23 protein-coding genes are annotated in these 25,458 nt (G+C 60.9%); 12 read left to right on the top strand and 11 right to left on the bottom strand.

Annotated elements, in window-relative coordinates:
• The first annotated feature begins 3 nt into the window (after nt 1-3).
• The 5 genes from Q5H33_RS03585 (at nt 4) to Q5H33_RS03565 (ending at nt 6,386) form a co-directional block, all read left to right on the top strand.
• Complete coding sequence (locus Q5H33_RS03585; RefSeq protein ID WP_003808894.1) at nt 4-750, top strand: helix-turn-helix domain-containing protein; 747 nt, start codon at nt 4-6, stop codon at nt 748-750.
• 223 nt (nt 751-973) lie between these two features.
• The gene (locus Q5H33_RS03580) at nt 974-1,786 is read left to right on the top strand and encodes a histidine phosphatase family protein (protein ID WP_117762474.1); all 813 of its coding nucleotides are present in this window, start codon (nt 974-976) and stop codon (nt 1,784-1,786) included.
• Between the two features lie 158 nt (nt 1,787-1,944).
• Entirely contained in the window at nt 1,945-3,234 is a 1,290-nt protein-coding gene (locus Q5H33_RS03575) for a uracil-xanthine permease family protein (protein ID WP_033500143.1), read from the top strand.
• 157 nt (nt 3,235-3,391) lie between these two features.
• Complete coding sequence (locus tag Q5H33_RS03570; protein WP_003808901.1) at nt 3,392-4,102, top strand: SDR family NAD(P)-dependent oxidoreductase; 711 nt, start codon at nt 3,392-3,394, stop codon at nt 4,100-4,102.
• Nucleotides 4,103-4,214: 112 nt separating this feature from the next.
• Complete coding sequence (locus Q5H33_RS03565) at nt 4,215-6,386, top strand: DEAD/DEAH box helicase (protein WP_302423059.1); 2,172 nt, start codon at nt 4,215-4,217, stop codon at nt 6,384-6,386.
• An 84-nt stretch (nt 6,387-6,470) separates the two neighbouring features.
• Here the strand turns inward: Q5H33_RS03565 and fetB are convergent, their stop codons facing one another.
• Together fetB and Q5H33_RS03555 are read right to left on the bottom strand one after the other, a co-directional pair.
• Nucleotides 6,471-7,259: an ABC transporter permease gene (fetB, locus tag Q5H33_RS03560; protein WP_302423057.1), complete on the bottom strand. Its 789-nt coding sequence runs from the start codon at nt 7,257-7,259 to the stop codon at nt 6,471-6,473.
• The gene (locus Q5H33_RS03555) at nt 7,256-8,029 is read right to left on the bottom strand and encodes an ATP-binding cassette domain-containing protein (protein ID WP_033500129.1); all 774 of its coding nucleotides are present in this window, start codon (nt 8,027-8,029) and stop codon (nt 7,256-7,258) included. The genes fetB and Q5H33_RS03555 overlap by 4 nt, the downstream gene beginning before the upstream one ends.
• A 139-nt stretch (nt 8,030-8,168) precedes the next feature.
• Here Q5H33_RS03555 and Q5H33_RS03550 point away from each other — a divergent pair, with 139 nt between their 5' ends.
• The 3 genes from Q5H33_RS03550 (at nt 8,169) to gndA (ending at nt 13,777) form a co-directional block, all read left to right on the top strand.
• A complete protein-coding gene (locus Q5H33_RS03550) occupies nt 8,169-9,569 on the top strand; it encodes an esterase family protein (RefSeq protein WP_302423054.1) in 1,401 nt (466 codons plus the stop codon).
• 50 nt (nt 9,570-9,619) lie between these two features.
• Nucleotides 9,620-12,208, top strand: coding sequence for a bifunctional lysylphosphatidylglycerol flippase/synthetase MprF (locus Q5H33_RS03545; protein ID WP_055680425.1), 2,589 nt, complete (start codon nt 9,620-9,622; stop codon nt 12,206-12,208).
• 120 nt (nt 12,209-12,328) lie between these two features.
• Complete coding sequence (gndA, locus tag Q5H33_RS03540) at nt 12,329-13,777, top strand: NADP-dependent phosphogluconate dehydrogenase (protein ID WP_033500126.1); 1,449 nt, start codon at nt 12,329-12,331, stop codon at nt 13,775-13,777.
• Between the two features lie 524 nt (nt 13,778-14,301).
• On the opposite strand, the gene pgl is transcribed toward gndA, so the two are convergent.
• The 3 genes from pgl to zwf are packed head-to-tail and all read right to left on the bottom strand — an operon-like array spanning nt 14,302 to nt 17,635.
• Nucleotides 14,302-15,093 (bottom strand): 6-phosphogluconolactonase, encoded by a 792-nt coding sequence (gene pgl, locus Q5H33_RS03535; protein WP_085379442.1) that lies wholly within the window; start codon nt 15,091-15,093, stop codon nt 14,302-14,304.
• A gap of 35 nt (nt 15,094-15,128) precedes the next feature.
• Nucleotides 15,129-16,076 carry a glucose-6-phosphate dehydrogenase assembly protein OpcA gene (locus tag Q5H33_RS03530; protein ID WP_011743062.1) on the bottom strand — a complete coding sequence of 316 codons (948 nt, stop codon included), beginning with the start codon at nt 16,074-16,076 and terminating at the stop codon, nt 15,129-15,131.
• On the bottom strand, nt 16,073-17,635 hold the full coding sequence (zwf, locus tag Q5H33_RS03525; RefSeq protein ID WP_011743063.1) for a glucose-6-phosphate dehydrogenase: 1,563 nt from the start codon (nt 17,633-17,635) through the stop codon (nt 16,073-16,075). The genes Q5H33_RS03530 and zwf overlap by 4 nt, the downstream gene beginning before the upstream one ends.
• 122 nt (nt 17,636-17,757) lie before the next feature.
• Here zwf and Q5H33_RS03520 point away from each other — a divergent pair, with 122 nt between their 5' ends.
• Nucleotides 17,758-19,173, top strand: coding sequence for an MATE family efflux transporter (locus Q5H33_RS03520; RefSeq protein WP_201290140.1), 1,416 nt, complete (start codon nt 17,758-17,760; stop codon nt 19,171-19,173).
• On the opposite strand, the gene Q5H33_RS03515 is transcribed toward Q5H33_RS03520, so the two are convergent.
• On the bottom strand, nt 19,163-19,957 hold the full coding sequence (locus Q5H33_RS03515) for an SDR family oxidoreductase (RefSeq protein WP_055680428.1): 795 nt from the start codon (nt 19,955-19,957) through the stop codon (nt 19,163-19,165). The genes Q5H33_RS03520 and Q5H33_RS03515 overlap by 11 nt on opposite strands.
• A gap of 242 nt (nt 19,958-20,199) precedes the next feature.
• On the opposite strand from Q5H33_RS03515, the gene Q5H33_RS03510 reads away from it, so the two are divergent.
• A complete protein-coding gene (locus Q5H33_RS03510; RefSeq protein ID WP_033500122.1) occupies nt 20,200-20,757 on the top strand; it encodes a methylated-DNA--[protein]-cysteine S-methyltransferase in 558 nt (185 codons plus the stop codon).
• Here Q5H33_RS03510 and Q5H33_RS03505 read toward each other — a convergent pair.
• The 5 genes from Q5H33_RS03505 to Q5H33_RS03485 form a co-directional block, all read right to left on the bottom strand.
• Nucleotides 20,726-21,256, bottom strand: coding sequence for a flavodoxin (locus Q5H33_RS03505; RefSeq protein WP_302423043.1), 531 nt, complete (start codon nt 21,254-21,256; stop codon nt 20,726-20,728). The two genes, Q5H33_RS03510 and Q5H33_RS03505, sit on opposite strands and share 32 nt — an antisense overlap.
• A gap of 52 nt (nt 21,257-21,308) precedes the next feature.
• Complete coding sequence (locus Q5H33_RS03500; protein ID WP_003808927.1) at nt 21,309-22,514, bottom strand: MalY/PatB family protein; 1,206 nt, start codon at nt 22,512-22,514, stop codon at nt 21,309-21,311.
• Nucleotides 22,515-22,534: 20 nt separating this feature from the next.
• The gene (locus Q5H33_RS03495) at nt 22,535-23,380 is read right to left on the bottom strand and encodes a DUF3737 family protein (RefSeq protein ID WP_042990758.1); all 846 of its coding nucleotides are present in this window, start codon (nt 23,378-23,380) and stop codon (nt 22,535-22,537) included.
• 182 nt (nt 23,381-23,562) lie between these two features.
• Nucleotides 23,563-24,078 carry an NAD(P)H-dependent oxidoreductase gene (locus Q5H33_RS03490; RefSeq protein ID WP_003808930.1) on the bottom strand — a complete coding sequence of 172 codons (516 nt, stop codon included), beginning with the start codon at nt 24,076-24,078 and terminating at the stop codon, nt 23,563-23,565.
• Between the two features lie 27 nt (nt 24,079-24,105).
• Nucleotides 24,106-24,486 carry a hypothetical protein gene (locus tag Q5H33_RS03485; RefSeq protein ID WP_223896008.1) on the bottom strand — a complete coding sequence of 127 codons (381 nt, stop codon included), beginning with the start codon at nt 24,484-24,486 and terminating at the stop codon, nt 24,106-24,108.
• Between Q5H33_RS03485 and Q5H33_RS03480 the strand changes: the two genes are divergently transcribed.
• A complete protein-coding gene (locus Q5H33_RS03480) occupies nt 24,371-25,093 on the top strand; it encodes an AzlC family ABC transporter permease (RefSeq protein WP_223896007.1) in 723 nt (240 codons plus the stop codon). The two genes, Q5H33_RS03485 and Q5H33_RS03480, sit on opposite strands and share 116 nt — an antisense overlap.
• A complete protein-coding gene (locus Q5H33_RS03475) occupies nt 25,093-25,428 on the top strand; it encodes a branched-chain amino acid transporter permease (RefSeq protein WP_026645783.1) in 336 nt (111 codons plus the stop codon). The genes Q5H33_RS03480 and Q5H33_RS03475 overlap by 1 nt, the downstream gene beginning before the upstream one ends.
• Nucleotides 25,429-25,458: the final 30 nt, after the last annotated feature.

The following is a 25,458-nucleotide window of genomic DNA, read 5'->3' as shown; positions in this document are numbered from 1 at the left end:
AGCATGGCTGTTGTTGACGAAGCGAAGCTGAGATACTTGGACTTCCTCTCCCGCGAGGATCGTGTTCGGCACCACCGGTACGTCGAGGAAATGAAGCAATACGACATGATGCGTTCCGGCGACATCAACGCCATCGCCGAAAGCACACGTCTGTGGGACTCCGGACTGTACGGCTACCTGTCGGACGATCCGCTCAAAAACGCGAAATACCGGTTCGTCACCACCATCACGCTCGCCACACGTTTCGCCATCGAAGGCGGTATGGACGAGGAGGACGCCTACAACGCCTCCGACCTGTACATCCAGAACCTGGAAAACTGCAAAACGCCCGACGACGTGCGCCGCCTGCACACCGACATGATGACATTCTTCACATGGGCCATGGCCGACATGCAGAAGGCGGAAACACATTCCAAAGCCGTCAACGAATGCCTGGACTACATCCACTACCATCTGCATGAGAAAATCACCGTGCCCATCCTCGCCGAGCATGTGCATCTGAATCCCACGTATCTGTCGGAGCTGTTCAAACGCGAAACGGGCACGGCCATATCGCAATACATCACCGACAAGCGTATGGAAGCGGCCGAGAACATGCTCAAATACTCGGAATACAGCTTCGACGAGATCGCCCAGATCCTCGCATACCGGTCGCAAAGCCACTTCTCGAAGGTGTTCAAAAAACATTCCGGCATGACGCCGGGGGAGTACCGCACCAAGTACGCGCAGAACGGCATCTGGCCGGAGTGATTGCGATCACGGCGTCTACCACGCCGGTTGCGGTGAACCGCCGGTGACGGCACCGCGAAATTCGGGTGTGCCAATCGTGAAATCGACGTGTCCGCGCGTGCGAAACACGCGCGAATCAGCTACGGTGGAAGCATTCAATGATGATGCGCGCCACCGGCCGAATGAACGGCGGAACAAGGAACGTGCGCGCAGGATGTGGATGAAAGCGAAGGAATAAACGAATATGGGAATGCCCCTTGATCTGTATGTGATCCGACATGGCGAGTCGGAGGCCAACGTCATCATCAGTGCTGGCGAACAGGGCGACAACTCGCTGTATACGCAGGACAACGTCACCGTGCCGGACCGCTCGTGGAGGCTTACGGCCACCGGACGCAAGCAAGCCGACTGCATCGGCCGTTGGCTGGTCTCACAGCAGCCGCTGTTCGACCGCTACCTCGTCTCGCCGTACGTGCGCACGCGTGAGACGGCTGCCACGATGGCCCTGCCTAAGGCGAAATGGGAGGAGACGCGTGTGCTGCGCGAACGCTCCTGGGGTGAGATCAACACCATCACGAAAGACGATTTCAAAACCAACTACGCGCGCAACTGGATGTTCAAGAACACCGATCCGCTGTACTGGCGTCCGCCGGCGGGCGAGTCCATCGCCGACGTGGCCGAGAACCGCGTGCACAACCTGCTCACGTCCCTGAACCGCAAATCCGATGCGGAATCCGTGGTGATGGTCAGCCATGGCGACCTCATGCTGGCGTTGATGCTCACGTTGGAGGACCTGTCCGACGAGGAATTCATGCATCGAGCGGCCGCCGACGAATGGAAGATCACCAACTGCACGTGCTTCCACTATTCGCGCCGCGACCCCGCCACCGGACGAACGCACAAGCGGTTCCGTTGGGAGCAGACGGCGCGTCCCGTACTCGACGAGACGGATGGTCGCTGGGTGGTGAAAGTGGATGATTGGCGTGAATTCAAGCGTCCCGTGCTGTCGAACGGCGATTTGGTGGACGTGGTGCACGCCGTCGACCGTCACCTGTGACGGCTGCCGGTATACGTTTTGTGACTGCGATTTAGCCCCCTATCGCTCTGTGGGGCGTCACGTATCGGCGCTTCCGCTACAATGGCGTGTGATTGCGCGGCGCGCGTTCTTGTTGCGCGTCGTAAAGAGAGTTAGGAGACAATCGCATGTCCAATCCAATCGCGGGCCTGTTCACGTGGAAGCTCCACGGCGACGGCAAAACGCTGAAGCCCGGCGAGGTCGTCGAACCTGACGAGAGGCTGACCTGGCCGCGCACCGCGGAAATCGGCGCGCAGCACGTCATCGCCATGTTCGGCGCCACGTTCCTGGTGCCGATTCTGACCGGTTTCGACCCATCCACCACCCTGTTCTTCACGGCCATGTCGACCGCGCTGTTCCTGCTGATCAACAAGAACATGCTGCCGAGCTACCTGGGCTCGTCCTTCGGCTTCATCGCCCCGATCGCGGCCGTCGCCAGCGCCCACAAGGGCCTCGCCGTCGCATCCTTCGGCATCATGGTCACCGGCATCCTGCTGGCCCTGATCGGTGTGCTCGTCCATTACGCGGGCGCCAAGTGGATTGACATCATCATGCCGCCGGTCGTCAACGGCGCCATCGTGGCCATCATCGGCTTCAACCTGGCTCCGAGCGTGTGGAACAACTTCAAAGTCGCTCCCGACACCGCCATCGTCACCCTCGTCGCGGTGCTGCTCGTCGCAGTGCTGTTCAAGGGTCTGCTCGGCCGACTCAACATCCTCATCGGCGTGATCATCGGCTACGCGTACGCCTGCTTCCGTGGCCAGGTCGACTTCTCAGCCATCGGCAAGGCCGCATGGGTCGGTCTGCCGGAATTCCGTCTGCCGCAGGTCGACTTCACCATCCTGCCGATGTTCATCCCGGTCGTGCTCGTACTCGTTGCCGAAAACGTCGGCCACGTCAAGTCCGTCTCCCAGATGACCGGCCGCGACTATGACGACCAGATCGGCACCGCGCTGTTCGCCGACGGTCTCGGCACCACCATCGCCGGTTTCGGCGGCGGCTCCGGCACCACCACCTACGGCGAGAACATCGGCGTGATGGCTGCCACCAAGGTCTACTCGACCGCCGCATACTGGTGCGCCGCCGCGTTCGCGCTGATCCTGTCGCTGTGCCCGAAGTTCGGCGCCATCATCAACACCATCCCCGCCGGCGTGCTCGGCGGCGTGACCACCCTGCTGTACGGCATGATCGGCATGGTCGGCATCCGCATCTGGGTTGAGAACAAGGTCAACTTCGACAAGCCGGTCAACGTCATGGTGGCCGCCATCACCATGATCATCGCCGTCGGCCAGTTCGAGTTCGCCTTCAACGGCATCTCCTTCAACGGCATCGCCATCGGCACCGTCGTCATCCTCGTCGCCTACCACGGCCTGAAGGCCATCGGCAAGGCGACCGGCACCATCGCCAAGGACGATCCGGACATCCTGTAACGGATCGCATCTCACGCTGGCTAGTTCAACGCCCGTCGGCCAAAAAGGTCGGCGGGCGTTTTTCATTGCCGTTTTCGTCAATCGATTGACGTGTTGCTTCGCATACGTTTTATGATGGTATCTATAAGCGATTGCGCAATGTGGCAAAGGAGACAACATGAGCACTGCGGCAGGAAAGAAAATCGCGATTGTGACCGGTTCCGCGCTTGGCTTGGGATATGAGCTGGCACGTCAGCTGATCGGCAAAGGCTGGTTCGTGGCCGGCATCGATTTCAACACGGCCCGTCAGGAGGAACTGTCCCGCACGTTCGGCGCGGACGAATACCGCGCCTTCGTCGGCGACATCAGCGACGAGGCGTTCGTGAAGGACTCCGTCGCGGCCATCAAGGAGATCGGCCACATCGACCTGCTCATTAACAACGCGGGACAGCCGTCGTTCAAAAAGCCGGTCGACTACGAGGCCGCCGACGTGGACAAGTGCCTTAAGGGGCTCAAAGGCATGATTCTGTGGAGCGTCGAAACATTGAAGGCCGACGGCGAGCAGGACCTCAAAATCGCCAATGTCATGTCCACCGCCGCCACACGCGGCAACGCCAACGAATCCGTCTACTGCGCCACCAAGTGGGGTGAGAAGGGGTATACGACGAGCCTCAAGGCGGCCTACAAGGGAACCAGTGTGAAGGTTGTGGGCGTGTATCCGGGAGGCATCGACACCGACTTCTACCATGACAGCCACGATTACGTGTCGTTGGACAAGCAGCATTCCTTCATGAGCGCCGCGGAACTGGCCGAAGTGGTGCTGTTCAACCTCGTCAACGACGCGAATCTGACGGTTTCCGACATCCTCATCGAACGCAACTACCGGTAGCGTCGGCCACCAGTCACAGCCAAGGCAAAAGTATCGGGCATGGGCTATTGTTAACAGGTTTGCGCAACGTGCGTAATGTTTGACATGAAAGGCCATTGTGCCCGATACCGCTGTGATTGAAAATGAAGATGCCCTCGCCGCCGATTTCGATGAGGCGGGCGAGGAGGAGGAACGCCCCCAGACGTTCGCCGAACTCGGCGTTCCCGGCCCGTTGGTACGCGTGCTCGCGGCCGATGGCAAGAAAACCGCTTTCCCGATCCAGGCCGACACCCTTCCCGATTCCCTGGCCGGTCGTGACATTCTCGGTCGAGGCCGTACCGGCTCCGGCAAGACCCTGGCGTTCTCGATTCCGCTGGTCGCGCGACTGGGTGAGGTCGACGCCGACGAGTACGAGAACATGAGCCAGTTCCGCCATGAGGTGGAACAGGTGCGTAAGGGGCATGCCGAGGAACGGCGCGCCGACGATTTCCTGCCGCACCCGCGCGGTCTGGTGCTCGCTCCGACCCGTGAGCTGGCCAACCAGATCAACGACGTGCTGATGCCGCTCGCGCAGATGTACGGCATGACCACCACCACCGTGTATGGCGGTGTGCGTTACGCCCGTCAGATCCGCGACTTGAGGGCCGGCGCCGATATCGTGGTCGCATGTCCGGGACGTCTTGAGGACCTGCTCGAACAGCATGCGCTGACCTTGGAGAAGGTCGAAGTGGCCGTGATCGACGAAGCCGACGAAATGGCCGACATGGGCTTCCTGCCGCCGGTCAAGCGCCTGCTCGGCCAAGTGTCGTTCGACGCGCAGATCATGTTGTTCTCCGCCACCCTCGACCATGGCGTCGACGAGGTGGTGAACACGTTCCTCACCGATCCTAAGATCCACAGCGTCGACTCCGCCACCGCGGCCGTCGACGAAATGACCCACCACGTGTTCGAAACCACGCAGGGCGACCGTCATGAGCTGGTCCGCACCCTCGCTTCCGGCAAGGGACGCCGCATCCTGTTCACCCGCACCAAATTCCAGACCCAGAAGCTCGCCAAGGACCTGACGAAGAACGGCATTCCGGCGGCCGAGCTGCACGGCAACCTGAGCCAGAACCAGCGTGATCGCAATCTCGCAGCCTTCGAATCCGGTGACGTGAACGTCATGGTCGCCACCGATGTGGCCGCCCGCGGCATCGACGTGTCCGGCGTGGAGCTCGTGGTGCAGGTGGAGCCTCCGGAGGACCCGAAATCGTTCCTTCACCGCTCCGGACGTACCGCGCGAGCCGGCCATTCCGGTGATGTGGTGACCATCGTGCTGCCGAACCAGCGCCGCCGCACCCGCCGCATGCTGCATGAGGCCGGACTGAAGGTCAAGCCGATCGAAGTGACCCACGATTCCCCGGAAGTGTTGGAATTGGTGGGCGAGTCGGCCGAACCGCGTTTCGGTTGGACGCTTGAGCAGTCCCAGCCGGCGGGCAATCCGCGTCGCAGGCATGGCAAGGGCGGCGACGGTTCCGCGGAAAACGGCGGGCGCTCCGGACGCAACCGTTCCGGCGGACGCAACAAGGACCGTGGCAAGGACAAGGGCGGCAAGCCGTTCAAGTCCGAACGCAAGGACCGCGCGAATCGCAAGGGACGTGAAGAGCGCGCCGAAGTCGCCGAACGCGAGCAGCGTTTCGAACCGAAACAGAATCGCGCCGAACGTCGCGCCGCCAAGTTCGAAGGCCGCGACAACCGCGAATACGAGGCACGCGAGCATCGTTGGGAACATCCTGAAATCCAAGAGGAGAAGCGCGAGAAGCACGAGGAGAAGCGCAACAACAAGCGTCGCGAAAAGTACGCGCGGCTGCATGAGCAGCAGCGTGCCGAAGCCGGCGAACAGCGTGGAACCGACAATCGCAAGCGGCGCTCCGTCGAGCGTTCCGATCAGCGTGGCCAATCCGATAGGAAGCCCGGCAAAAAGCAGTATGCGAAAAAGCAGGGCGCGCCGACCAAGAAGCAGCGCAAGGCCGAAGCCCGTGCCGAACGCCGTTACGAGGACGATCGCCAATACCGCAGGAACCGCGACGAACGCGACGACCGCCGTCAGGGCGGCAAACGCATCCATCGCAAGGAAATCCGCGTGATTCATGACGAGCGTGGCGAGGACGCGAAGCGTTATGACCGTCGCATGGAAGCCAAGTATGGCGATTCCGGTCGTCGTGGCGGTCACGGAGAACGCCACGACAAGCATGCGGGCGAAAGGCAGGGTAAGCCGTTCCGCAAGCATGCGAAGATCCGCAAGGCGCCGTTCCGCTCCCGCTGACGTACGTCAACGGTCAAGCAAAAAGCCGTTCATTCCAGCAATCGCAAGGAATGAACGGCTTTTTCTATACGGGATATCGCAGTATCAGCTGTTGACCGGCTGATACTGGTCGAGCGCGGTGAAGCAACGTTTATAGACCATCAGCATGATGATGCTGTCCGCCAGCAGCGTAAGCGCCGCGATGGTGGCGAGAATCATGAACTGGTATTTCGCTGCGTCGATGGGGTTGCCGCCGGCGATGATTTGACCGGCCATCATGCCCGGCACCGTCACGATGCCGGCGGAGGCGAGCGACGCGGTGGTGGGCAGCAATCCCAGACGGATCGACGAGACGATGCTTGGACGTGCCGCCTCCCACGTGGTGGCACCCAACGCCAGCAGCGTGTCCACTTCGTCACGACGTTCCTTCATGCTTTCAAAGAACCGGCTCAACCCCACCGCCAACGCCGAAACGGTGTTGCCCAGCAGCATGCCGGTCAACGGCACCACCAATTGCGGCGCATACCACGGTTGCGGACGGATGATGAGCTCGGTGACCAACGAGATCATGATGAGCATGGTCACGATCAGACTCAGGAACACCGGTCCAGCCAAGCCCTTCGGAACACCTTTCGCACGCGAAAGAGTGATCTGCACGGCCGCGATGAGCATGAACGCCACAAGCAGCAGCACCAGCCACGGATTGTTCGAACGGATGACGTACTCCATGATGAAGCCCATCGCGCACAATTGCAGCAGCGCACGGCAAGCCGACCACAGAAGCGTGCGCCCCACGCCCATACGCATGGTTTCGGAGATGCCGGCGGCGATGGCCACCATCACCAGCGCGGCGATGAGACCCCAGATGTCGATCGCATAGTAGTTGCCGTTCATGCGACGCTCCCTTCTACCGTGTTACCCGTCGAAGTACTACCCGTCGCAGTACCGTCCGCTTCGGCGTTGCCGGACTGCGTGAGCGTGCCATCGGCAAGACGCGTGACACGTGTGGCATGGCCATCCGGCGGCCGGTGCCGGATACGAACGATCGCCATGCCGTCCGCCGCCGCTTTGGCGAGGATACGCGCCACTTTCTCGGCGTTGTCGTCATCCAATCCGGCGTCCACTTCGTCGGCGAGCAGCACCTTCGGACGGGTCAGCAACGTGCGCGCAAGGCTCACGCGCGCCGCCTGACCGCCGGACAAGTCGTGTGGCGGACGGTTCAGATCGATGTCGGCGCAACCCATATTGTCCAAGGTTTCACGGATTCTGCCGTCCGGCAACGCGTCGGTGGGGGAGATCCTGCGTGGTCCCTGCTTCGTTCTCGCCGACTGGCGTATGGCAAGCGTGAACGGCAGACGAATCGCCTGCGCCACCGTCTCGCCCAACAGCACCGGCTTCTGCGGCAGGTACGCGACCTGCGCGCGCCACTGCTGCGGGGTGAAATCGTCGGCGGAACGGCCATCCAACCGTAAATCGCCTGACGCGCGCGGATTGAGCCGTGCGAAAGCGGTCAGCAGCGAGCTCTTGCCTGCGCCGGACGGTCCGACCAAGTCCACGATTTCGCCAGGCTCGATGGCGAAGGACAATCCGGAGAATATGGTGCGGCGTTCGCCGTCGACCATAATCGAACAGCGCACGTTCGATGCTTCGAATACGTATGTCATAGCCAAAACCATACGCCAATAGCGAACGGTTCACGGCGGTTTCAGGGTTTTCCCTGAGTTTTGAGGCGAAATCAGCCATAAGGATGACGCGTGCCCGTTATTTTGCGTACTACAACTGTCAAGTTGAAGGAAAACCTATATGTTGGGGATGGGAAATATGCGTCAGTGGCTTATGAACATAAGCCTGGTCGGAGGCTGGTTTCCGGCGGCGGCGTTCGCCGTCGTCGCAGTGCTGTCCGTAATCCTGCTGGTTAGCGCGGCCGTTTCGAAACGGGACGGACGCATACTGGCTACCGTGCTGCCGATCGGCGTTGAGGCCGTGTCCGGAATGGTCGGCTATGTGGTAGCTTGGCTGCTGTCCGACGTGTTCGTGGTGTTCGACGTCGGATTGGGATCCCGTGTGATGTCTTGGGTGGCGGCTGGTTTCGCCATCGCTGGTTTCGCCATCGCGCATATCGTGTTGAGCAGGGGCATGATGCGCGTGGCCGCGGCCATCTTGACCGTATTCGCGATACTGGCCGCGGCGATCGGCATCGACCAATCGTACGGCGAATACGCCACCATCGGCTCGCTGTTCGGCGAGGATTCCTACAGCCAAGCCGATCTGACCGGACTGGCCAAACGCAAGGACCTCATCACCGTCGCACAGTGGCGCAAACAGGCCGCCAACGGCACAATCCGCAATATTCCGGCGAACGGAACCGTCAACAAAATCGACATTCCGGCCACGAAATCGCAGTTTGAAGCACGCAAAGCCCTCGTCTACCTGCCTCCGGCGGCATTGGCCGACTCGAAACGCAAGCCGGCCCTGCCGGTCGTCCTCATGCTGAGCGGGCAGCCGGGCAGTCCGGGACGCGTCTTCCAAGCCGGCGGCATCCAAACCATGATGGACGGATATGCGAAAACCCACGACGGACTCGCCCCAATCGTCATCGCAGCCGATCAGCTTGGCACCGATTCGCACAACACGCTATGCGTGGATTCGAAGGTGTACGGCAATGCGCTGACCTACCTGACGCAGGACGTGGTCGACTGGGTGAAAACCAACCTGCCCGCCGCACAGGATGCCAAGGATTGGGCCATCGCCGGATTCTCGCAAGGCGCCACATGTTCGCTGCAGATCGGCGTGAACCATCCCGACCTGTTTGGCACCATGATTCCCACCGACAGCGAAATCAAACCGACCAACGGCAGCCGACAGGAAATGATCGACCGGTTCTTCGACGGCGACACCACAGCCTATGAGAACCAAGTGCCGGTCAACGCCATCCGCAACCACGCGCCCACCCATCAGATGCTCATCATAGGCGCGGGGGAGAAGGACACCACCTCAATACGCAACGTCAAAACAATCGCGCCGGTCGCGGCGAAAGCCGGCATGCGCGTCGCCGCCGTCGAATCGTCCGGCAACGCACACGACTGGCACGCCGTGCAGGACGTGCTGCGTTACGGGCTCGCCGTATTCGGCCACGACACCGGACTGGATGGTGCGAACCCGAACCTATCCGACTATCCGAATCTCAAACGCATCACGATATGACGATCCTGAACACAAACCCGCAAGCCTGAGAATCCCAGAAAAGGAAAGAAATGACTCAAACGCAAACCGCACCTGCTAAACCAGCCGAGGCATCACCCGCGAAACCACTGTTCGGCTTCCGCGCGCTGCTCGCCGATCTGGCCGGATGGATCAGACGACACCTGCTCACCGTCTGCCTCGTGCTGTTCGTCATCCTCATCAACGTGGGCACGCAGATCGTGTGCGCGCTCATACGTCAGCCGTTCCCGCCGAGCCTGGCCAAAGTAAGTTTCGAAGCGCTCGCACGCGGCCGCTGGTACACCGCGCCGATATCCATGCTGTACGTGCCGAATCTGGGCCGTCTGCTCATCGACGTTCCGCTCATGCTGGTTGCGTTCGGCCTGGCCGAATCGGTGATCGGCAAAATCAAAACCGCATGGGTGTCCGTCATCACCACACTGGGTGGCGTGGCCTTGGGCATGGGACTGTGCTCCCTATCCGACGGGCGCAGCCCCCAATGGCATGCGATCTCGCATGATGGCGCCATCCTTGGTCCGCTGATTCTCGTCGCCGGCACCCTTATGTGCGCCAGCGCGTTCACAACCATGCTGTGGCGCCGCCGTATCCGCGTGATCGGCTATGCGGTCGTGCTCATCATGTTCCTCTACCGAGGCGAGGTGAGCGACTACTGCCTGCTTGCCACTTCGGTGATTGGCCACGTGCTCGGCTATCTGATGGCCTCCTGCACGCATGGTGACGAATACCGGCATGGCGCCATCTACGAAATGCGTCGGCTTATCGGCATCGTCGCGGGCGTGCAGGCCATCGGTTCGCTCGTCGCCGTCTCGTCACGCCAATCGTTCGGCCTGCTGTCCATGTTCGGACTGTTGACCGGCTCCACCGGCTTCGACACCGGACGTGTGGTCGACTGCCTCAGCGGCGCCTCGCATACGGACTGCTTCACGCAATACCGCATGATGCGTTTCACCATGCCCGGCAACTGGCTGGTATCCATCATGCCGACGCTGATGCTGCTGCTCATCGCCTGGGGTCTGTATCGAGGCCGTCATCTCGCAGCCGCGCTCAGCATTGTGTTCAACGCATGCACCATTGCGCTATCGACGGTGTTCTATGTGGCTATTCCGCTGTCCTACGTGGACGGCTCCGACGCCGGTGCATACATGGATGCGATATCCGCATTGCAACGGCACGGCGCATTCCACGCGATGCTGGCCACGATGGCGTTGCCGCTGCTGTGCATCGTCATCATCATCCTGTTCCGCTCATGCTTCACCATTCGCACGAAAAGCGAGACCGTGCTGCGTGGCGTCGCCATCACGTTCGCCGCATTCGTATTACTGGGATTGCTGTACGTCGGCTACGGCCTGTCCATGCCGTCCGGCTTCAACGAAACGCCGCTGCTGGTCGATCTGATCGCAGACTACGTGCAGCGTTTGCTGCCGATTGGCCTGCTAAGTGGCGTGGAACCGGCGTTCGTGCCGGTCGGACTGCTTTCCGAAATCGTCTACCAGTGCGTCGGACCGATGTTTTGGCTGGTCGCGCTGTGCTGCACATGGGATGGTCTGCGTGACCGTTCCATGATCAACGACGCGTACCGCCACCGCGTGGACGAGATCATCGGACTCGGCGGCGAATCCATGTCGTTCATGGCCACTTGGAAAGGCAACGACTACTGGTTCTCCGCCACCGGCCGTTCCGCCATCGCCTACCGCGTGTCGTACGGCATCGCGTTGACCGTCACCGGACCTTTCGGCGACCCCGACGAGTATGAGGACGATCTGCATGCGTTCGCCGGCTTCTGCACCCAACGTTCCCTGACGCCGGTGTTCTACAGCGTGCACGCCGAACAACGTGACGCGTTGGTCTCCGCCGGTTGGAACGCGCTCGACGTCGGCACCGAAATGGTGATCGACCCGGCCGCATGGCAGACGCGCGGCAAGAAATGGCAGGACGTACGCACCGCCATCAACAAAGCCAAGCGCGACGGCATCACCGACGTGCTCGCCACATTCAAGGAATCGCCGTTCTCCGTGCAGACGCAGATCCGTGAGATCTCCACGCAATGGGCCGGCGAGAAGGCCCTGCCTGAAATGGGCTTCACCCTGGGTGGTGTGGACGAGCTGGTCGATCCACGCGTCAAACTGCTGTACGCGGTGGACACGGACGGTAAGGTGCTGGGCGTCACCAGCTGGCTGCCGACCTATGAGAACGGCAAAGTGGTCGGATGGACGCTCGACTTCATGCGTCACCGTACCGACAGCGTCAACGGCATCATGGAATTCCTCATCGCCCGCATGGCCGAACGGCTGCGCGACGAAGGCGAAGTGCGATTCATGAGCCTGTCCGCGGCGCCACTTGCCGGCATGAGCGGCGAAGGCCACGAACAGGGGGAGAGCGCCGTACTCGACCACGTGCTGCAGATGGTGGCCGACATCATGGAACCGGCTTACGGATTCCACTCCCTGTTCCGCTTCAAACTCAAGTTCCATCCGGATGAAGCCAAAGTGTACATCTGCTATCCGGATCCGGCGAAACTGCCGCAGATCTCGCTTGCCGTCGCGCAGGCCTACGTGCCGTCGCTCACCCCAGCCGAAGCCATGCGATTCGTACGCACCATCGTGCCTACGAAAACGAACTGAAACCATGCGACCGGTTGACGGCCCGTCATCCCTGAGATGGGCCGTCGCTTTGGGTGCGCTCGGGGCTACACTGGGGAAGGTTCATAAAAAGTACTACGTTTCTCCATGAAAGGGAACAGTATGTCAGCTGAAGCAAACGTCGGCGTCGTCGGTCTGGCTGCCATGGGCGGCAGCCTCGCACGCAATCTCGCTCACCACGGCAACAAGGTGGCCGTGTTCAACCGCACCTACGCCCGTACCGAAAAGCTCATGAACGAGCATGGCGGCGAAGGCGAGTTCTATCCGGCGAAGACGCTTGAGGAATTCGTGGACAGCCTCGTCAAGCCGCGCACCGCCATCATCATGGTCAAGGCCGGTGAGCCGACCGACGCCATGATCAACGCGCTCGCCGACCTGATGGAGCCGGGTGACATCATCGTCGACGCCGGCAACGCCTACTTCCCGGACACCATCCGCCGCGAAAAGGAAATCAGCGCCCGCGGCCTGCACTTCGTCGGCTGCGGCGTGTCCGGTGGCGAGGAAGGCGCCCTGCTTGGTCCGTCCATGATGCCGGGTGGTTCCGAGGAATCTTGGAAGACCCTCAAGCCGATCTTCGAATCCATCGCGGCCAAGGCCGAAGGCGAACCGTGCGTCACCCACATCGGACTCAACGGTGCCGGCCACTTCGTCAAGATGGTGCACAACGGCATCGAATACTCCGACATGCAGCTCATCGCCGAAAGCTACGACCTCATGCGCCGCGGCCTGGGCATGACCCCGGCCGAGATCGGCGACGTGTTCGAGGAGTGGAACAAGACCGAACTCGACTCCTACCTCATTGAAATCACCGCCGAAGTGCTGCACCAGGTCGACAAGAAGACCGGCAAGCCGCTCGTCGACCTCATCGTCGACCACGCCGGCATGAAGGGCACCGGCACCTGGACCGTGCAGACCGCACTGTCCCTCGCCGTGCCGGTCACCGGCATCGCCGAAGCCGTGTTCGCCCGCGGCCTGTCCTCCGAAGCCGACCTGCGTGAGGAAGCCCAGAAGCAGGGCTTCGCCGGCCCCGACGGCAAGCTCAACCTGAACGACGACGAGAAGAAGGCCTTCATCGAAGACATCCGTCAGGCCCTCTACGCTTCCAAGATCGTCGCCTACGCACAGGGCTTCAACGAGATCACCACCGCCGCCAAGGAATACGGCTGGGACATCGACCTCGCCGCCGTGGCACGCATCTGGCGTGGCGGCTGCATCATCCGCGCGAAGTTCCTCAACCGCATTTCCGAAGCGTTCGAATCCGGCGAGGCCAACGTGTCACTGCTGTTCGCCCCGTACTTCAAGAACGCCATCGAAAACGCCGAGAAGTCCTGGCGCAACGTGGTCGCCCAGGCCGCCATCAACGGTCTGCCGACCCCGGCGTTCGCCTCGTCGCTGTCCTACTTCGACGGCCTGCGTTCCAAGCGTCTGCCGGCCGCCCTCATCCAGGGCCAGCGCGACTACTTCGGCGCCCACACCTACCAGCGCGTGGACCAGCCGGGCGCGTTCCACACCCTGTGGGCCGAGCCGGGCCGCGAAGAGATCGAAGCCTGATCTTTTCCTTGCCTCTGTGTCAGGGCGGATATGCCAGAGGTCTTGCGATGTGTTCCATTGCAAGACCTCTGGCATATGCATATTACTGAGCTGCGATATTGCCGTACCGTTGCATTGACGGAGCATAGTGTCGCTCCGTAAGCAGAACGAATGGTACTTGTGGTTGTGATGCATCCCATTTGCGTTTCTAGGGGAGTCTAATGCCATCGTCTAACCTCCTTCCGAGAGGTTTTCGGAAGCTATGGGGCGAAATAGGCGGCGGATTGGGATTCCGTAGGTGGTTTTTGCGTTCCATAGGTGGTTGGTCTTGGGAGCCTGCTGCGGAAAAGGCCGGAAACCGGCCTTTTCCATGACCCCGATACTTGGGGCAACCGCCTACGGAAACGCGAAACCGCCTACGAAGCTGCAGTCCAGCGGGAACCTGCGTCAAAACGACACTCAACAATCAATCAACACTCAAAAAAAAAGGGGTGTCTCACGGCATGAGTCGCGGGACACCCCCTGTTACCTGTTTCGGATGAACCTCACAACTTGGAAGCGGCACCCTCGTCAATGAGCCAGAGCAGTTCCTCGCCATCGGCGTAGGAGCTTGGGGCATGCGGGTTGTTGCGCTGGGCGAAGGCGGCCTTGACCGCGCCGGCCTTACGCTCTTCGGAGGTGAACACCCACGTATGCTTCGACCGGACGATCATCGGCACGGTCAATGTCAGGCGCAGCGGCGGCGGTTTCGGCGAATCGCGCACGCCTGCGACCAGCACGTGCGGGTCGTCGATCTCGGCCTCGCCGTGGTCGGGGAACAGGGACGCGAAATGCGCGTCCGGCCCCATGCCGAACATCGCGATATCCAATGCCGGATTCTCGCCCAACTGCTCGATGAGCTCGCGCTGGTACTCCGCGGCGGCCTCGGCCAGCACCGCATCGGTCTGTTCGGGGGAGGCGGCGGCGATCTCCTCGGCGCCGCGGGTATCGGCCGGCATCGCATGGATGTTCGCCGCCGGCATGCGCCCGCTTTCCACAAGCGCACCGTACCAGGCCTCGCGAGCCTGCTTCGCGTTGCGGTCGTCGTCATCGGCCGCCACGAAGCGCTCGTCGCCCCACCACACGTGCACACGGCTCCAGTCCACGGCATCGTTCAGCGGGCTGGCGTTCATCGCGGCGAACACACGGTTACCGTCGGTGCCGCCGGTCACGGCGATATCCACACGTTTACGATTCGGCTCGGCCAGCAGATCGATGATGGTCAGCAGCGTGCGCGCGGCCACAGCCTCCGCCAGTACCTGCGGATTGGGGTATACGACGGTTTTACGTTCTGTCACGTTCACTCCTTGTATTATGGTTCGACGCTCGGTGGCTACTGCCTGGGCTTGACGAGATCTAGTCCTTGCGAGACGACCTCGCTGTAGATCTCATCGGGGTAGAGGCGGCCAAGCTCCTCGCTCAGGCATTCCTCAAGCGTGCGCGCGGGCACGCTGATGGTCTGCGGCGACTGGCCGGGCACACTGATCACGGCGAACCCGTCGTCGGTGGAGGGGCGCTCCAGGCTCAGCACGCCGTCGCCGCGCGTCAGGTACACGCCGGTGACGGCCGTGGCGTTCGGATCCTCCTCGATCATCACCGGCACGTTCAGGCGCAGTCGCAGCCATGCGGCCAGCAGATCCAACGGCAGATAATCCTTCTGCCCGGTCACGCGCACATTGCTCACCGGCAGGTGCGGCGGCTGGTCGAGCATCGAGGCGATCATCGCACGCCATACGGTCAGGCGTGTCCACGACATGTCCACGTCCTTGGCGGAGCGGTTGCGGCGCAGATCGTCCATCGTGCGCCGCGGGTTCGAGGAGTGCATCGCGTCGGTGATGCGGCTGCTGGCCATGGAGCCGAGCAGGTCCTTCGACAGATTCGCGGGCGCCTCGTTCGGCCACCATGCCACCACGGGAGCGTCAGGCACGAGCAGCGGGATCACCAGGGTGTCGGCGTGACGGACCAGACCGCCGCGCGGACGAAGCACGATGATCTCGCCCGCACCGGCGTCGGAGCCGAAGCGGATCTCGGCGTCAAGGAAGGTGGGATGCTCCTCTTCCGGGCTGATCTTGCGGCTGCTCGGGGCGACCGCGATCACACGGCAGGGATGCTCGCGGCTCGCATTGTTGGCGACTTCGAGATCATGCTCGAGCTCGGCCTCGTTGGTGGAGATGAGCAGGGTGAGCACACGGCCCAGGGCCGCCTCGCCGCGCTCCTCGTGCAGTTCGTCGATTTTCGCCGAGATCTCGCGGGTCTCGGTGTCTTGCAGGGTAATGATCACGGCATCCTCCAACGGTGTCCATCGCGGGCGAGCATTTCAACGGCCTCCTCCGGCCCCCACGTGCCGGAACGATACGGCTGCGGCTGGCCGAGCGTCGACCAGAACTCCTCGATCGGGTCGAGGATCTTCCACGAAAGGTTGACCTCCTCGGTGGTGGGGAACAGCGGCGGGTCGCCCAGCAGCACGTCGAGGATCAGGCGTTCGTATGCCTCAGGGGAGGATTCGGTGAACGAGCGACCGTAGCCGAAGTCCATCGACACGTCGCGCACCTCCATCGACGTGCCGCCCGGCACCTTCGCGCCGAAGCGCATGGTCACGCCCTCGTCGGGCTGCACGCGGATCACGACGGCGTTCTTGCCGAGCTCCTTGGTGGCGGTCGATTCGAACGGCAGATGCGGGGCGCGTTTGAACACCACGGCGATCTCCGTGACGCGCTTGCCCAGGCGCTTGCCGGTACGCAGATAGAACGGCACGCCGGCCCAACGGCGGGTGTCGACGTCCAGGCGGATCGCGGCATAGGTCTCGGTGGTGGATTCGGGATCGATGCCCTTCTCGTCCAAGTAGCCGACCACCTCGTGCGATCCCTGCCATCCGGCGGCGTACTGGCCTCGCGCGGTGTGCGCGGCCAGATCCTTGGGCAGGCGCACGGCGGAGAGCACCTTGGTCTTCTCGGCGGTCAGATCGGCGGCGGAGAAGGAGACGGGCTCCTCCATGGCGGTCAACGCCATAAGCTGCAGCAGATGGTTCTGGATGATGTCGCGTGCGGCGCCGATGCCGTCGTAGTATCCGGCGCGCCCGGCCACGCCGATGTCCTCGGCCATGGTGATCTGCACATGGTCGACGTAATTGTTGTTCCAGATCGGCTCGTACATGGCGTTCGCGAAACGCAACGCCAGCATGTTCTGCACGGTCTCCTTGCCAAGATAATGGTCGATGCGGAACACGCTCGACGGGTCGAACACTTCGGAGACCACGCGATCGAGCTCCTTGGCGCTGGCCAGGTCATGACCGAACGGCTTTTCGATGATCACACGACGCCAAGCGCCCTTGTCGCTTTTCGCCAGACCACAGTCGGCCAGCTGACGGGACACCTGCGGGAACGCGCGCGGCGGCACCGACATGTAGAACGCGTGATTGCCGCGCGTGCCACGGTCGCGGTCAAGCTCGGCGACCGTGTCGGACAGACGCTCGAACGCTTTCGGATCATCGAACGTGCCCTGTACGAAACGGATACCGGCCGCAAGCTGCTTCCAAGTCGATTCCTTGAACGGCGTACGGCAATGCGCCTGCACGTTCTCCTTGACGAAGTCCTTGAAATGGTCCTCGGTCCAGTCGCGGCGTGCGAAGCCTGTCAGACCGAAGCTTGGCGGCAACAAGCCACGGTTGGCCAGATCGTAGATGGCGGGGAGCAGCTTCTTACGGGACAGATCGCCGGTCACGCCGAAAATCACGATGCTGCATGGGCCTGCGATGCGGGGAAGTCTCAGATCGCGCGGGTCGCGCAGCGGATTCGTCCATGCGTCGGCCGCGTTGGATGCGGTTGAAACGGTTTCACTCATGCCTTTCATACTAACGCGCGGGCTCCACTCGCCGCCAAAGGGAATTCGAAAACGTCATGGCCCTTTTTTAGAGCATCCTACAAAACGGCATGGCGGTTCCCTCGTTTGGTGCCGCCACTACAATGCCTTCGGAAGCGAACGACGAGCCGGCTGCGGCTGGCGGAGGCAAAAACGTGGTGCACAACAAGCAGGGTATAGACATGCTGCACGGGCGCATATGGACGAAAGTCCTGCGATTCGCGCTCCCCGTGGCGGCGACCGGCATTCTGGAACAACTCTTCAACGCATCCGGCATCATGATCGTCGGCAACTTCTCCCAATCCGACGGCACCGCCGCGGTCGCGGCCGTCGGCTCCAACGCGCCCGTCACCGGACTCATCCTCAACCTGTTCATCGGCATCGCTCTCGGCGCGAACGTCGTCATCGCCAACGCCATCGGACGAGGCAGCCGCGAAGCGGTGCGCAACGCCGTGCACACGTCCATCGTCACCGCCCTGATCGGCGGCGTGATCGTCGCCATCATCGGAGAATTGCTCGCCGGACCGCTTCTCGGCATGCTCAACGTGACCGCCGACGTGTTCCCCCTGGCGCTCGCATACCTGCGCATCTACCTCATCGGCATGCCCGTCATCCTGCTATACAATTTCGAAACAGCCATCTTCCGCAGCATCGGCGACACCCAGGCTCCGCTCGCCGTACTCGCCATTTCCGGCGTGCTCAACGTGACCATGGGACTGATTTTCGTCGTATTGTTCCATTGGGGTGTTTCGGGCGTCGCGACGGCCACAGTCATCGCGAACGTCGTCAGCTCCATGATTCTGCTGTATCGACTGGTTCATACTGACGCAGCCATCCATGTTGATTTGCGCGAGTTCGGCATCGACTGGTTCACCCTGCGTCAGATTCTGCGCATCGGACTGCCCGCCGGCGTGCAAAGCGCGGTGTTCGCCGTGGCCAACATCATCATCCAAGCCGCCATCAACAGTCTCGGCACCGTTGTCATGGCCGCCTCCAGCGCCGCGTTCAACATCGAAATCATCGCCTACTACGTGCTCAACTCGTTCAGCCAGGCCTGCGCCACCTTCACCGGGCAAAACTATGGAGCCAAACGGATCGGACGCTGCAAGCGCGTGCTTGGCATCTGCATTCTGGAGGATTTCATCGTCACCGCGGCCACCATCGCCGTCGTGCTGTTCTTCGGCCATAGTCTGCTGGCGTTGTTCGATGCGACACCGGAGGTCATTTCCGTCGGCTACACCAGACTCGTCATGGTGTTCTCCGCCTACACGTTCAGCATGCTGTACGAGGTCATGTCCGGATATCTGCGCGGCTTCGGCATCTCACTGGTGCCGGCGCTGCTCACCGTAATCGGCGTGGTCGGCGTGCGCATCACCTGGATCGCGTTCGTGTTCCCCGCGCATCGCACGTTCGAGGCCATCATGATCGTCTACCCGATCAGCCTCGCCGCAACCGCCGTACTCATCGGCATCGCTCTGCTCTGCTACCGTCCGTCCAAGCGATTCGCCGTTAAACCTTAAGCGTGTGCGGCTTGCCGCCGTTCATGAACGCGGCGATTCGCCGGGTCAGAGCGCGGGGAAGAACCCGTTCCGCGAGCGCGCCCGCCTTGGTGAGCGGACCATGGTAGGCGAGGGTTGAGCCGCGCATCATCCTGCGGTAGGCGTACGTGGCAAGCTGACGTGCGGTGGCCGGTTTGGTCATGGTGAAGAAGTTGCGGCCACTCATATTCGCAGCCTTCTGAAAGCCGGTCGTGGTCGGACCGGGACATACGCAGGTCACCGTCACGCCCGTGCCGCGCAATTCGTGGGCCACGGCCTCGGATAGCGAGCGCACGAATGCCTTCGACGCGAAATACATCGCCATGTATGGGCCTGCCATCATCGAGGCGACGGACGAAATATTCAAAATCCTGCCATGCCCGTTGGCGCGCATGTCTCGGCCATACCGATACGTCAACTCAGCGAGCGCATGCATGTTGAGCTGCATCATCTCGTTTTGCCGGTTCCAGTCGGCGTCGAGAAAATCCGTCCAGTCAGCGAAGCCTGCGTTATTAACGAGATGGTCGACCGCAATACCTTGTGATGTGGTGAAATCATGGAGTTTCTTCGGTGCGTTGGCTTCGCTCAGATCTATGGCGAACGTCACCACATGCACGCCAAAACGCTGCTCGAGCTTGGTTTTTATCATGTCAAGCCGTTCCTGGCTGCGGGCGGTGATCACCAGGTCATGTCCGTCCGCTGCGAACAGCGCCGCCAGTTCGCGTCCGATGCCGCCGGACGCTCCCGTGATGAGTGCGTATCCCATGCCAACTCCTTCGTTTTGGTCCTATCTCGCCTATGAATGGCGGATTTGCGGGTCTGCCTGATGCTATCTCCACTATAGATGGCGGATGTTTTTCGACTTATACCCCCTGAGATAGCGTATGGGGGTAAAAAGCGCGGCTTTTCACTTTGCCGTCCGCCATCTATAAGCGAGATAACATGTGTCGAAAGACGAAATCCGCCATCCATAGGCGAGATAGGTGTTTTGTGGAGGGATGGAGGACAGTGGTGAAAACAAAGTCGCATTACGATTCGCCGCTTGGCGGCATCACGCTGATCACCGACGAAACGGCATTGCTCGGCCTGTGGTTCGATTGGCAGCCAGGCTATGCGGACGATGATTCCGCGGTTTTGGGTGATTCGCCGACGATTGGCGCCGCGAAACGATGGCTGGACGAATACTTTGCAGGTTGCATACCTCGGACCGAAGTGCCGTTGCGGCTGGAAGGCACGCCGTTTCGCAAGGAAGCATGGGCATTGCTGCGGAAAGTGCCATACGGCGAAACGGTTTCATACGGCGGACTCGCACGTCGATTGGAGTTGAAACGTGCGGACGGGCGTAGGGTATCCGCACGCGCCATCGGGGGAGCGGTGCACCGCAATCCGATCGCGCTTATCGTGCCCTGCCATCGGGTCGTCGGCGCTGACGGCAGTCTCACCGGTTATGCGGGAGGCATTGAAACCAAAATCCGTCTGCTCCAACTCGAAGGCGTGCTGAAGCAGACGGAACGGATGGATGTGGATTGCGAATCTATAGACCGGATTTGGCGATCCACCCGCTGACGGCTTCGGCGGCTTTACTTGCGTTGTTCTGTGCGTCGGTCCCCATGACCGCAAGCCCCGGCTTCACCGTCGTCTTGGTGATTGCGGTGATACGTTCCGGAGTCCGTCCAAGCCCGCTGCCGCCGTGCGTGCAGAACGGATAAATGGTTTTGCCGGACCAGTCGCGGCTTTCCAGAAAAGCGTACACGGGCATCGGCATATCGCCGCACCAAATCGGATAGCCAAGGAACACGGTATCGGACGAATCGAGCGCATCGGTATCGCCGCTGAGCGTGAACAGCGGACGCGCGTTGACACGCTGCTCCTCCTGCACCATTTCTGAGGTCGCGGCGTACCGTTCCGGATAAGGCTCGGTACGTGTGATTTCAATCATCGGCGAATCGGTCCGCCGGGCCACCTCTTGGGCAAGCTTCGCGGTATTGCCGACCGTCACCTCGCCCACTTCGTAGTTTTCGCCGGCGCGGGAGAAAAACACCACCACCATGTTGCGTCCTTTCATGGTCCTTGAAGAGGCCGTTGCCGCATCCGTCATGCGTCAGTCCAAGGGTTTATCAGTCCATCTTTGGAAACGATTGTGCTCGATACGCGAGCAGACCGTCGATGAACCGTGCAAGACCCTCGATCATGCGTGCACGCGGACAGGCCACGTTGATACGCACGAAATCATGACCGTTGCCACCATATTCGGAACCCTCGGAGAACATCACCTTATGCTCGCGCTTGAGATAATCGCACAACGCATCCGTGTCATGCGTGATGGCCGAACAGTCGACCCACAACAGGTAGGTGGCATGTCCTTCGACCATGATGATGCGCCGGTCGGCCGGCACCGAAGCGTTGTATTTGTCGAACATCGCACGCGCGGTCGCCTTGTTGCCGGCCAGATAGGCTCGTAATTCGTTCAGCCACGGTTCGCCCTCATTGAACGCGGCCAGGGTGGCGTCCATGGCGAAGGCGTTCGGCTCCGCCACCTCATCGGTGTTCAAAGCTCGCCACACCTTATGACGCAACACCGGATTCGGAATCATCACGGCCGCGGAATTCAGTCCTGCGATGTTGAACGTTTTGGTCGGAGCCATGCAGGTCACCGAATTCATCGCGCAATGCTCACCCACCGAGGCGAACGGCACGTAATCGAAACCCGGATCGGTCAGATCGCAGTGAATCTCATCGCTGACCACCGTCACATGATGCTTCCAGCACAGTTCGCCGATACGTTCCAAAGTCTCACAATCCCAAATACGGTCGATCGGATTATGCGGGTTGCACAGAATCATCAGCGTGGTCTGCGGGTCGGCGAGTTTCGTTTCGAAATCAGCCCAATCGATCTCGTAATGTCCTTCGCCGTCATAGGCGAGCGGCGATTCAAGCACACGGCAGCCATTGTTGAGAATCGAATTGAAGAAGATGTTGTAGACCGGCGTCATGATCACGACGTTCTCGTTCGGCGTGGTGAGTTTCCTGACCATGCTGGAGATCGCCGGCACCACACCGGTGCAGAACACCAGCGAGTCCGGGTCGATGGCAAGCCCATGACGGCGTCCCCACCAATCCACGTACGCCTGATTCCATTCTGGCGGCACGATCGAATAGCCGAAAACGCCATGCTCGACGCGCCGACGCAACGCCTCGCGGATTACGGGCGCGGTCTGGAAATCCATATCCGCCACCCACATGGGCAGCGCGTCGCCAGCCTCCTCCCATTTGAGCGAGTACGTGCCGGAACGGTCGATCGGAGTATCGAAATCGTAAGTCATACCGCCAATCCTACCTACTGTTATGCGGCGTCGGCTGTCACGATCGTCGTGGCCGTCGGATCGATTTTCGCCGGATCGAGCGTCAGCTCGTTGATATGGTCGGCGCGAATCGTGCCGGACGAAGGATTGAACACGCTGTCGATCGTGCCATGCACGTCGGCATCGACGGAGGAATATTCGAACGCGAGCGTCGTATTGACGAGCCGGCAGTCACGCAACACCAGATGGTCCACGTAGCACAGGCCCTGCAGGCTTTCGATCGTGCAATGCTCGAACGTCACGTTACGCGAGTTCCACGCCAGATACTCGCCGGAAATGAACGAATCGCGCACTGTCACGTTCTCACAGTTCCAGAAACAATCCTTCGAAATCAGACGGGAATTGGAAATCTCCACGTTCCTTGCGCCATCGAACGGATAATTGCCCACCAAACGTAGGTTGTCGGCTTTCACATCCGCGCAATTCATCGCCAGATAGTCGCCATGCGCGCTCACATTGTCCAACGTCACGCCGGAACAGGCCCACAACGTCTCCTCGGCGTTGACGAAATCCACGTTGCGTAACGTCACGTCATGGCAGCGGCGGAAATTCTTCGGCGCCTCGATCGTTGAATCCTCCACCGTGATATGGTCCGTGTACCATACGCCCGCACGTGCCATCTCAAACCACGTGCAGTCCTTCGCATCGATATCCGAGCAATACCACAGCGGATACTTCCATTTGAACGAGCTCGACCTCAGTTCGATGTCATGGGCATGCTTCAACGGCGATTCGCCATCGTCGAAAATCGTATCGACGTACCGGCGGTCATGCGCGAAGAACTCCGCGCGCTCGCCGGTGAGGAACGCCTGGCGGGTTTCGGACATGTCCTGCTCCGCAGCGGATGTAAATGTATCTGGAGTGTTATTCACCGTATGCTCCTTCATGCTCTGTTGGAAGAGACTAGGAACTTCAAGTACTTGAAGTCAAACAGGGAGCCACGTTCGTCTGGAACGAACACGGCTCCCTGCGGAAAATCGGGAAATGCGCGCCGAAACAGGCAGAGGAATCAGCCGATCAGCGCTGCCGGATACTTCGCCACGGCGGCGTCGATCTGCTCATCGGTGGACGTGGCGACGCCTTGGATGAGGAACGGCTTCAGATATGTGGCATGCGTATGACGGAACGTGGTCTCGAACGGGGAAAGCAGCTCCTCCATGGTGCGCACATGGCTGCCTTCACGCGTGTAGGAGTCCGCCGGAGAGCCGGTGGACACGGCCAACATGAACTCCTTGCCTTCGAGCGCCCGCCCGCCGCCGTAGGCCCAGCCGGCCTTGATCACGTCATCCTCCCACTGCTTGAGCAGCGCGGGGGAGCTGTACCAGTAGAACGGGAACTGCAGCACGATGCGGTCATGCGTTTCGATGAGCTCCTGCTCATGTTCGACGTTGATTTTGAAGTCGGGATATGCGGCGTACTCGTCCACCACGGTCACGTCGCCGGTCTCGTTGGCCGCGTCCATGAGCTTGCGGTTGACCTGCGATTTTTCCAGATGCGGGTGGAATACCAGTACCAGTGTCTTCATTCATGCTCCTTGTCCAAAGGTTTTTCGTTACGTTCCAGTATGCAGCATGATAATCTCGTCGCGCTTGCTTTGTACGTAATTCGTCGATGTCCACGCGTCGATACGGTTGCGCATGGTTTGTCGGGGTCGGCGATAGTATGTTGGCCGTCGTTGTGGCGCGTCGGGGTATATCAGGACGCGGCAAGAGAAGGCATGAGAAGAGAAGCATGGGAACGGACGGAAGAAGGGCTGATATTTAATGGTGCGGACGCAGAACAGGAACGCCGTCATGGGCAAGGCGCTCAGAACGGCATTGCCGCGGACGTCGCCGGTCTGCATCAGCTTTTTCCTTCTGGCGTTGTCGTACGGCGTGCTGATGGGCACGCGCGGCTTTTCGTTCCTGTGGCCCATGTGCATGAGCGCGTTCATCTTCACCGGTTCCATGGAATTCGTCACCGTGAATCTGCTGGTGTCCGCGTTCAACCCGTTCGTCACGTTCATGCTGGCCGTCATGCTCGGCACCCGTCATCTGTTCTACGGCATCTCCATGCTCGGCCGGTTCAAGAACATGGGCGCCAAGAAGCCGTATCTCATTTTCTCGTTGTGCGACGAGACCTTCGCCATCGACAACGGCACCATCATTGCGGCCGACGTCGATCGCGGATGGTTCTACTTCTTCGTCGGCCTGCTCAACCAGTCATCATGGGTGGCCGGCGCCACGCTTGGCGGCCTTCTCGGAGAACGCATCACCTTCAACACCTCCGGTCTCGACTTCATCATGACCGCCATGTTCGCCGTCATTTTCGTGGATCAATGGCTGACCACGAAACGCAAAAGCCACATGGCCGCGCTTACCGGCATAGCGGTGCCCGCGATCTGTCTGGGGGTGTTCGGCGCCGACAATTTCATGATCCCATCCCTGGTCGCCATGCTCGTCATGTTCATTCTGCTGCGGCCATACCTGGACGACCTGAAGATCGACAAGACGGACGGGGAGAACGAAACGAACAACGCGGACAAGGAGACGAACGCATGATGATCATGACCACGTGGCAAGGCGTCATCACCATCATCATGGCGATGCTCGGCACCATGCTGACACGTTTCCTGCCGTTCCTGCTGTTCCCCGAATCGAAGGAACCGCCGCGTTTCATCACCTACCTGGGCACCGTCCTGCCGTATGCCATGACAGGCCTGCTTGTCGTGTACTCGCTCAAAGGAGTGCACCTGACGTCAGGCAGCCACGGCATTCCCGAATTGTTGGCGATTATCGCAATCGCCCTGCTGCACATATGGAAAAGGAACATGCTGCTGTCGATCGCCGGCGGCACCGCCGTCTATATGCTGCTGGTACAGCTGGTTTTCTCGTAAGACGGCTTCCGCCTGTGCTTGGCATTGCGA

Origin of the sequence: uncultured Bifidobacterium sp., assembly GCF_959020145.1 — a bacterium.
Taxonomy (GTDB): Bacteria; Actinomycetota; Actinomycetes; order Actinomycetales; family Bifidobacteriaceae; genus Bifidobacterium.
Note: the sequence above shows the minus strand (reverse complement) of the source record. Positions and strands in the feature narration are given on the sequence as shown.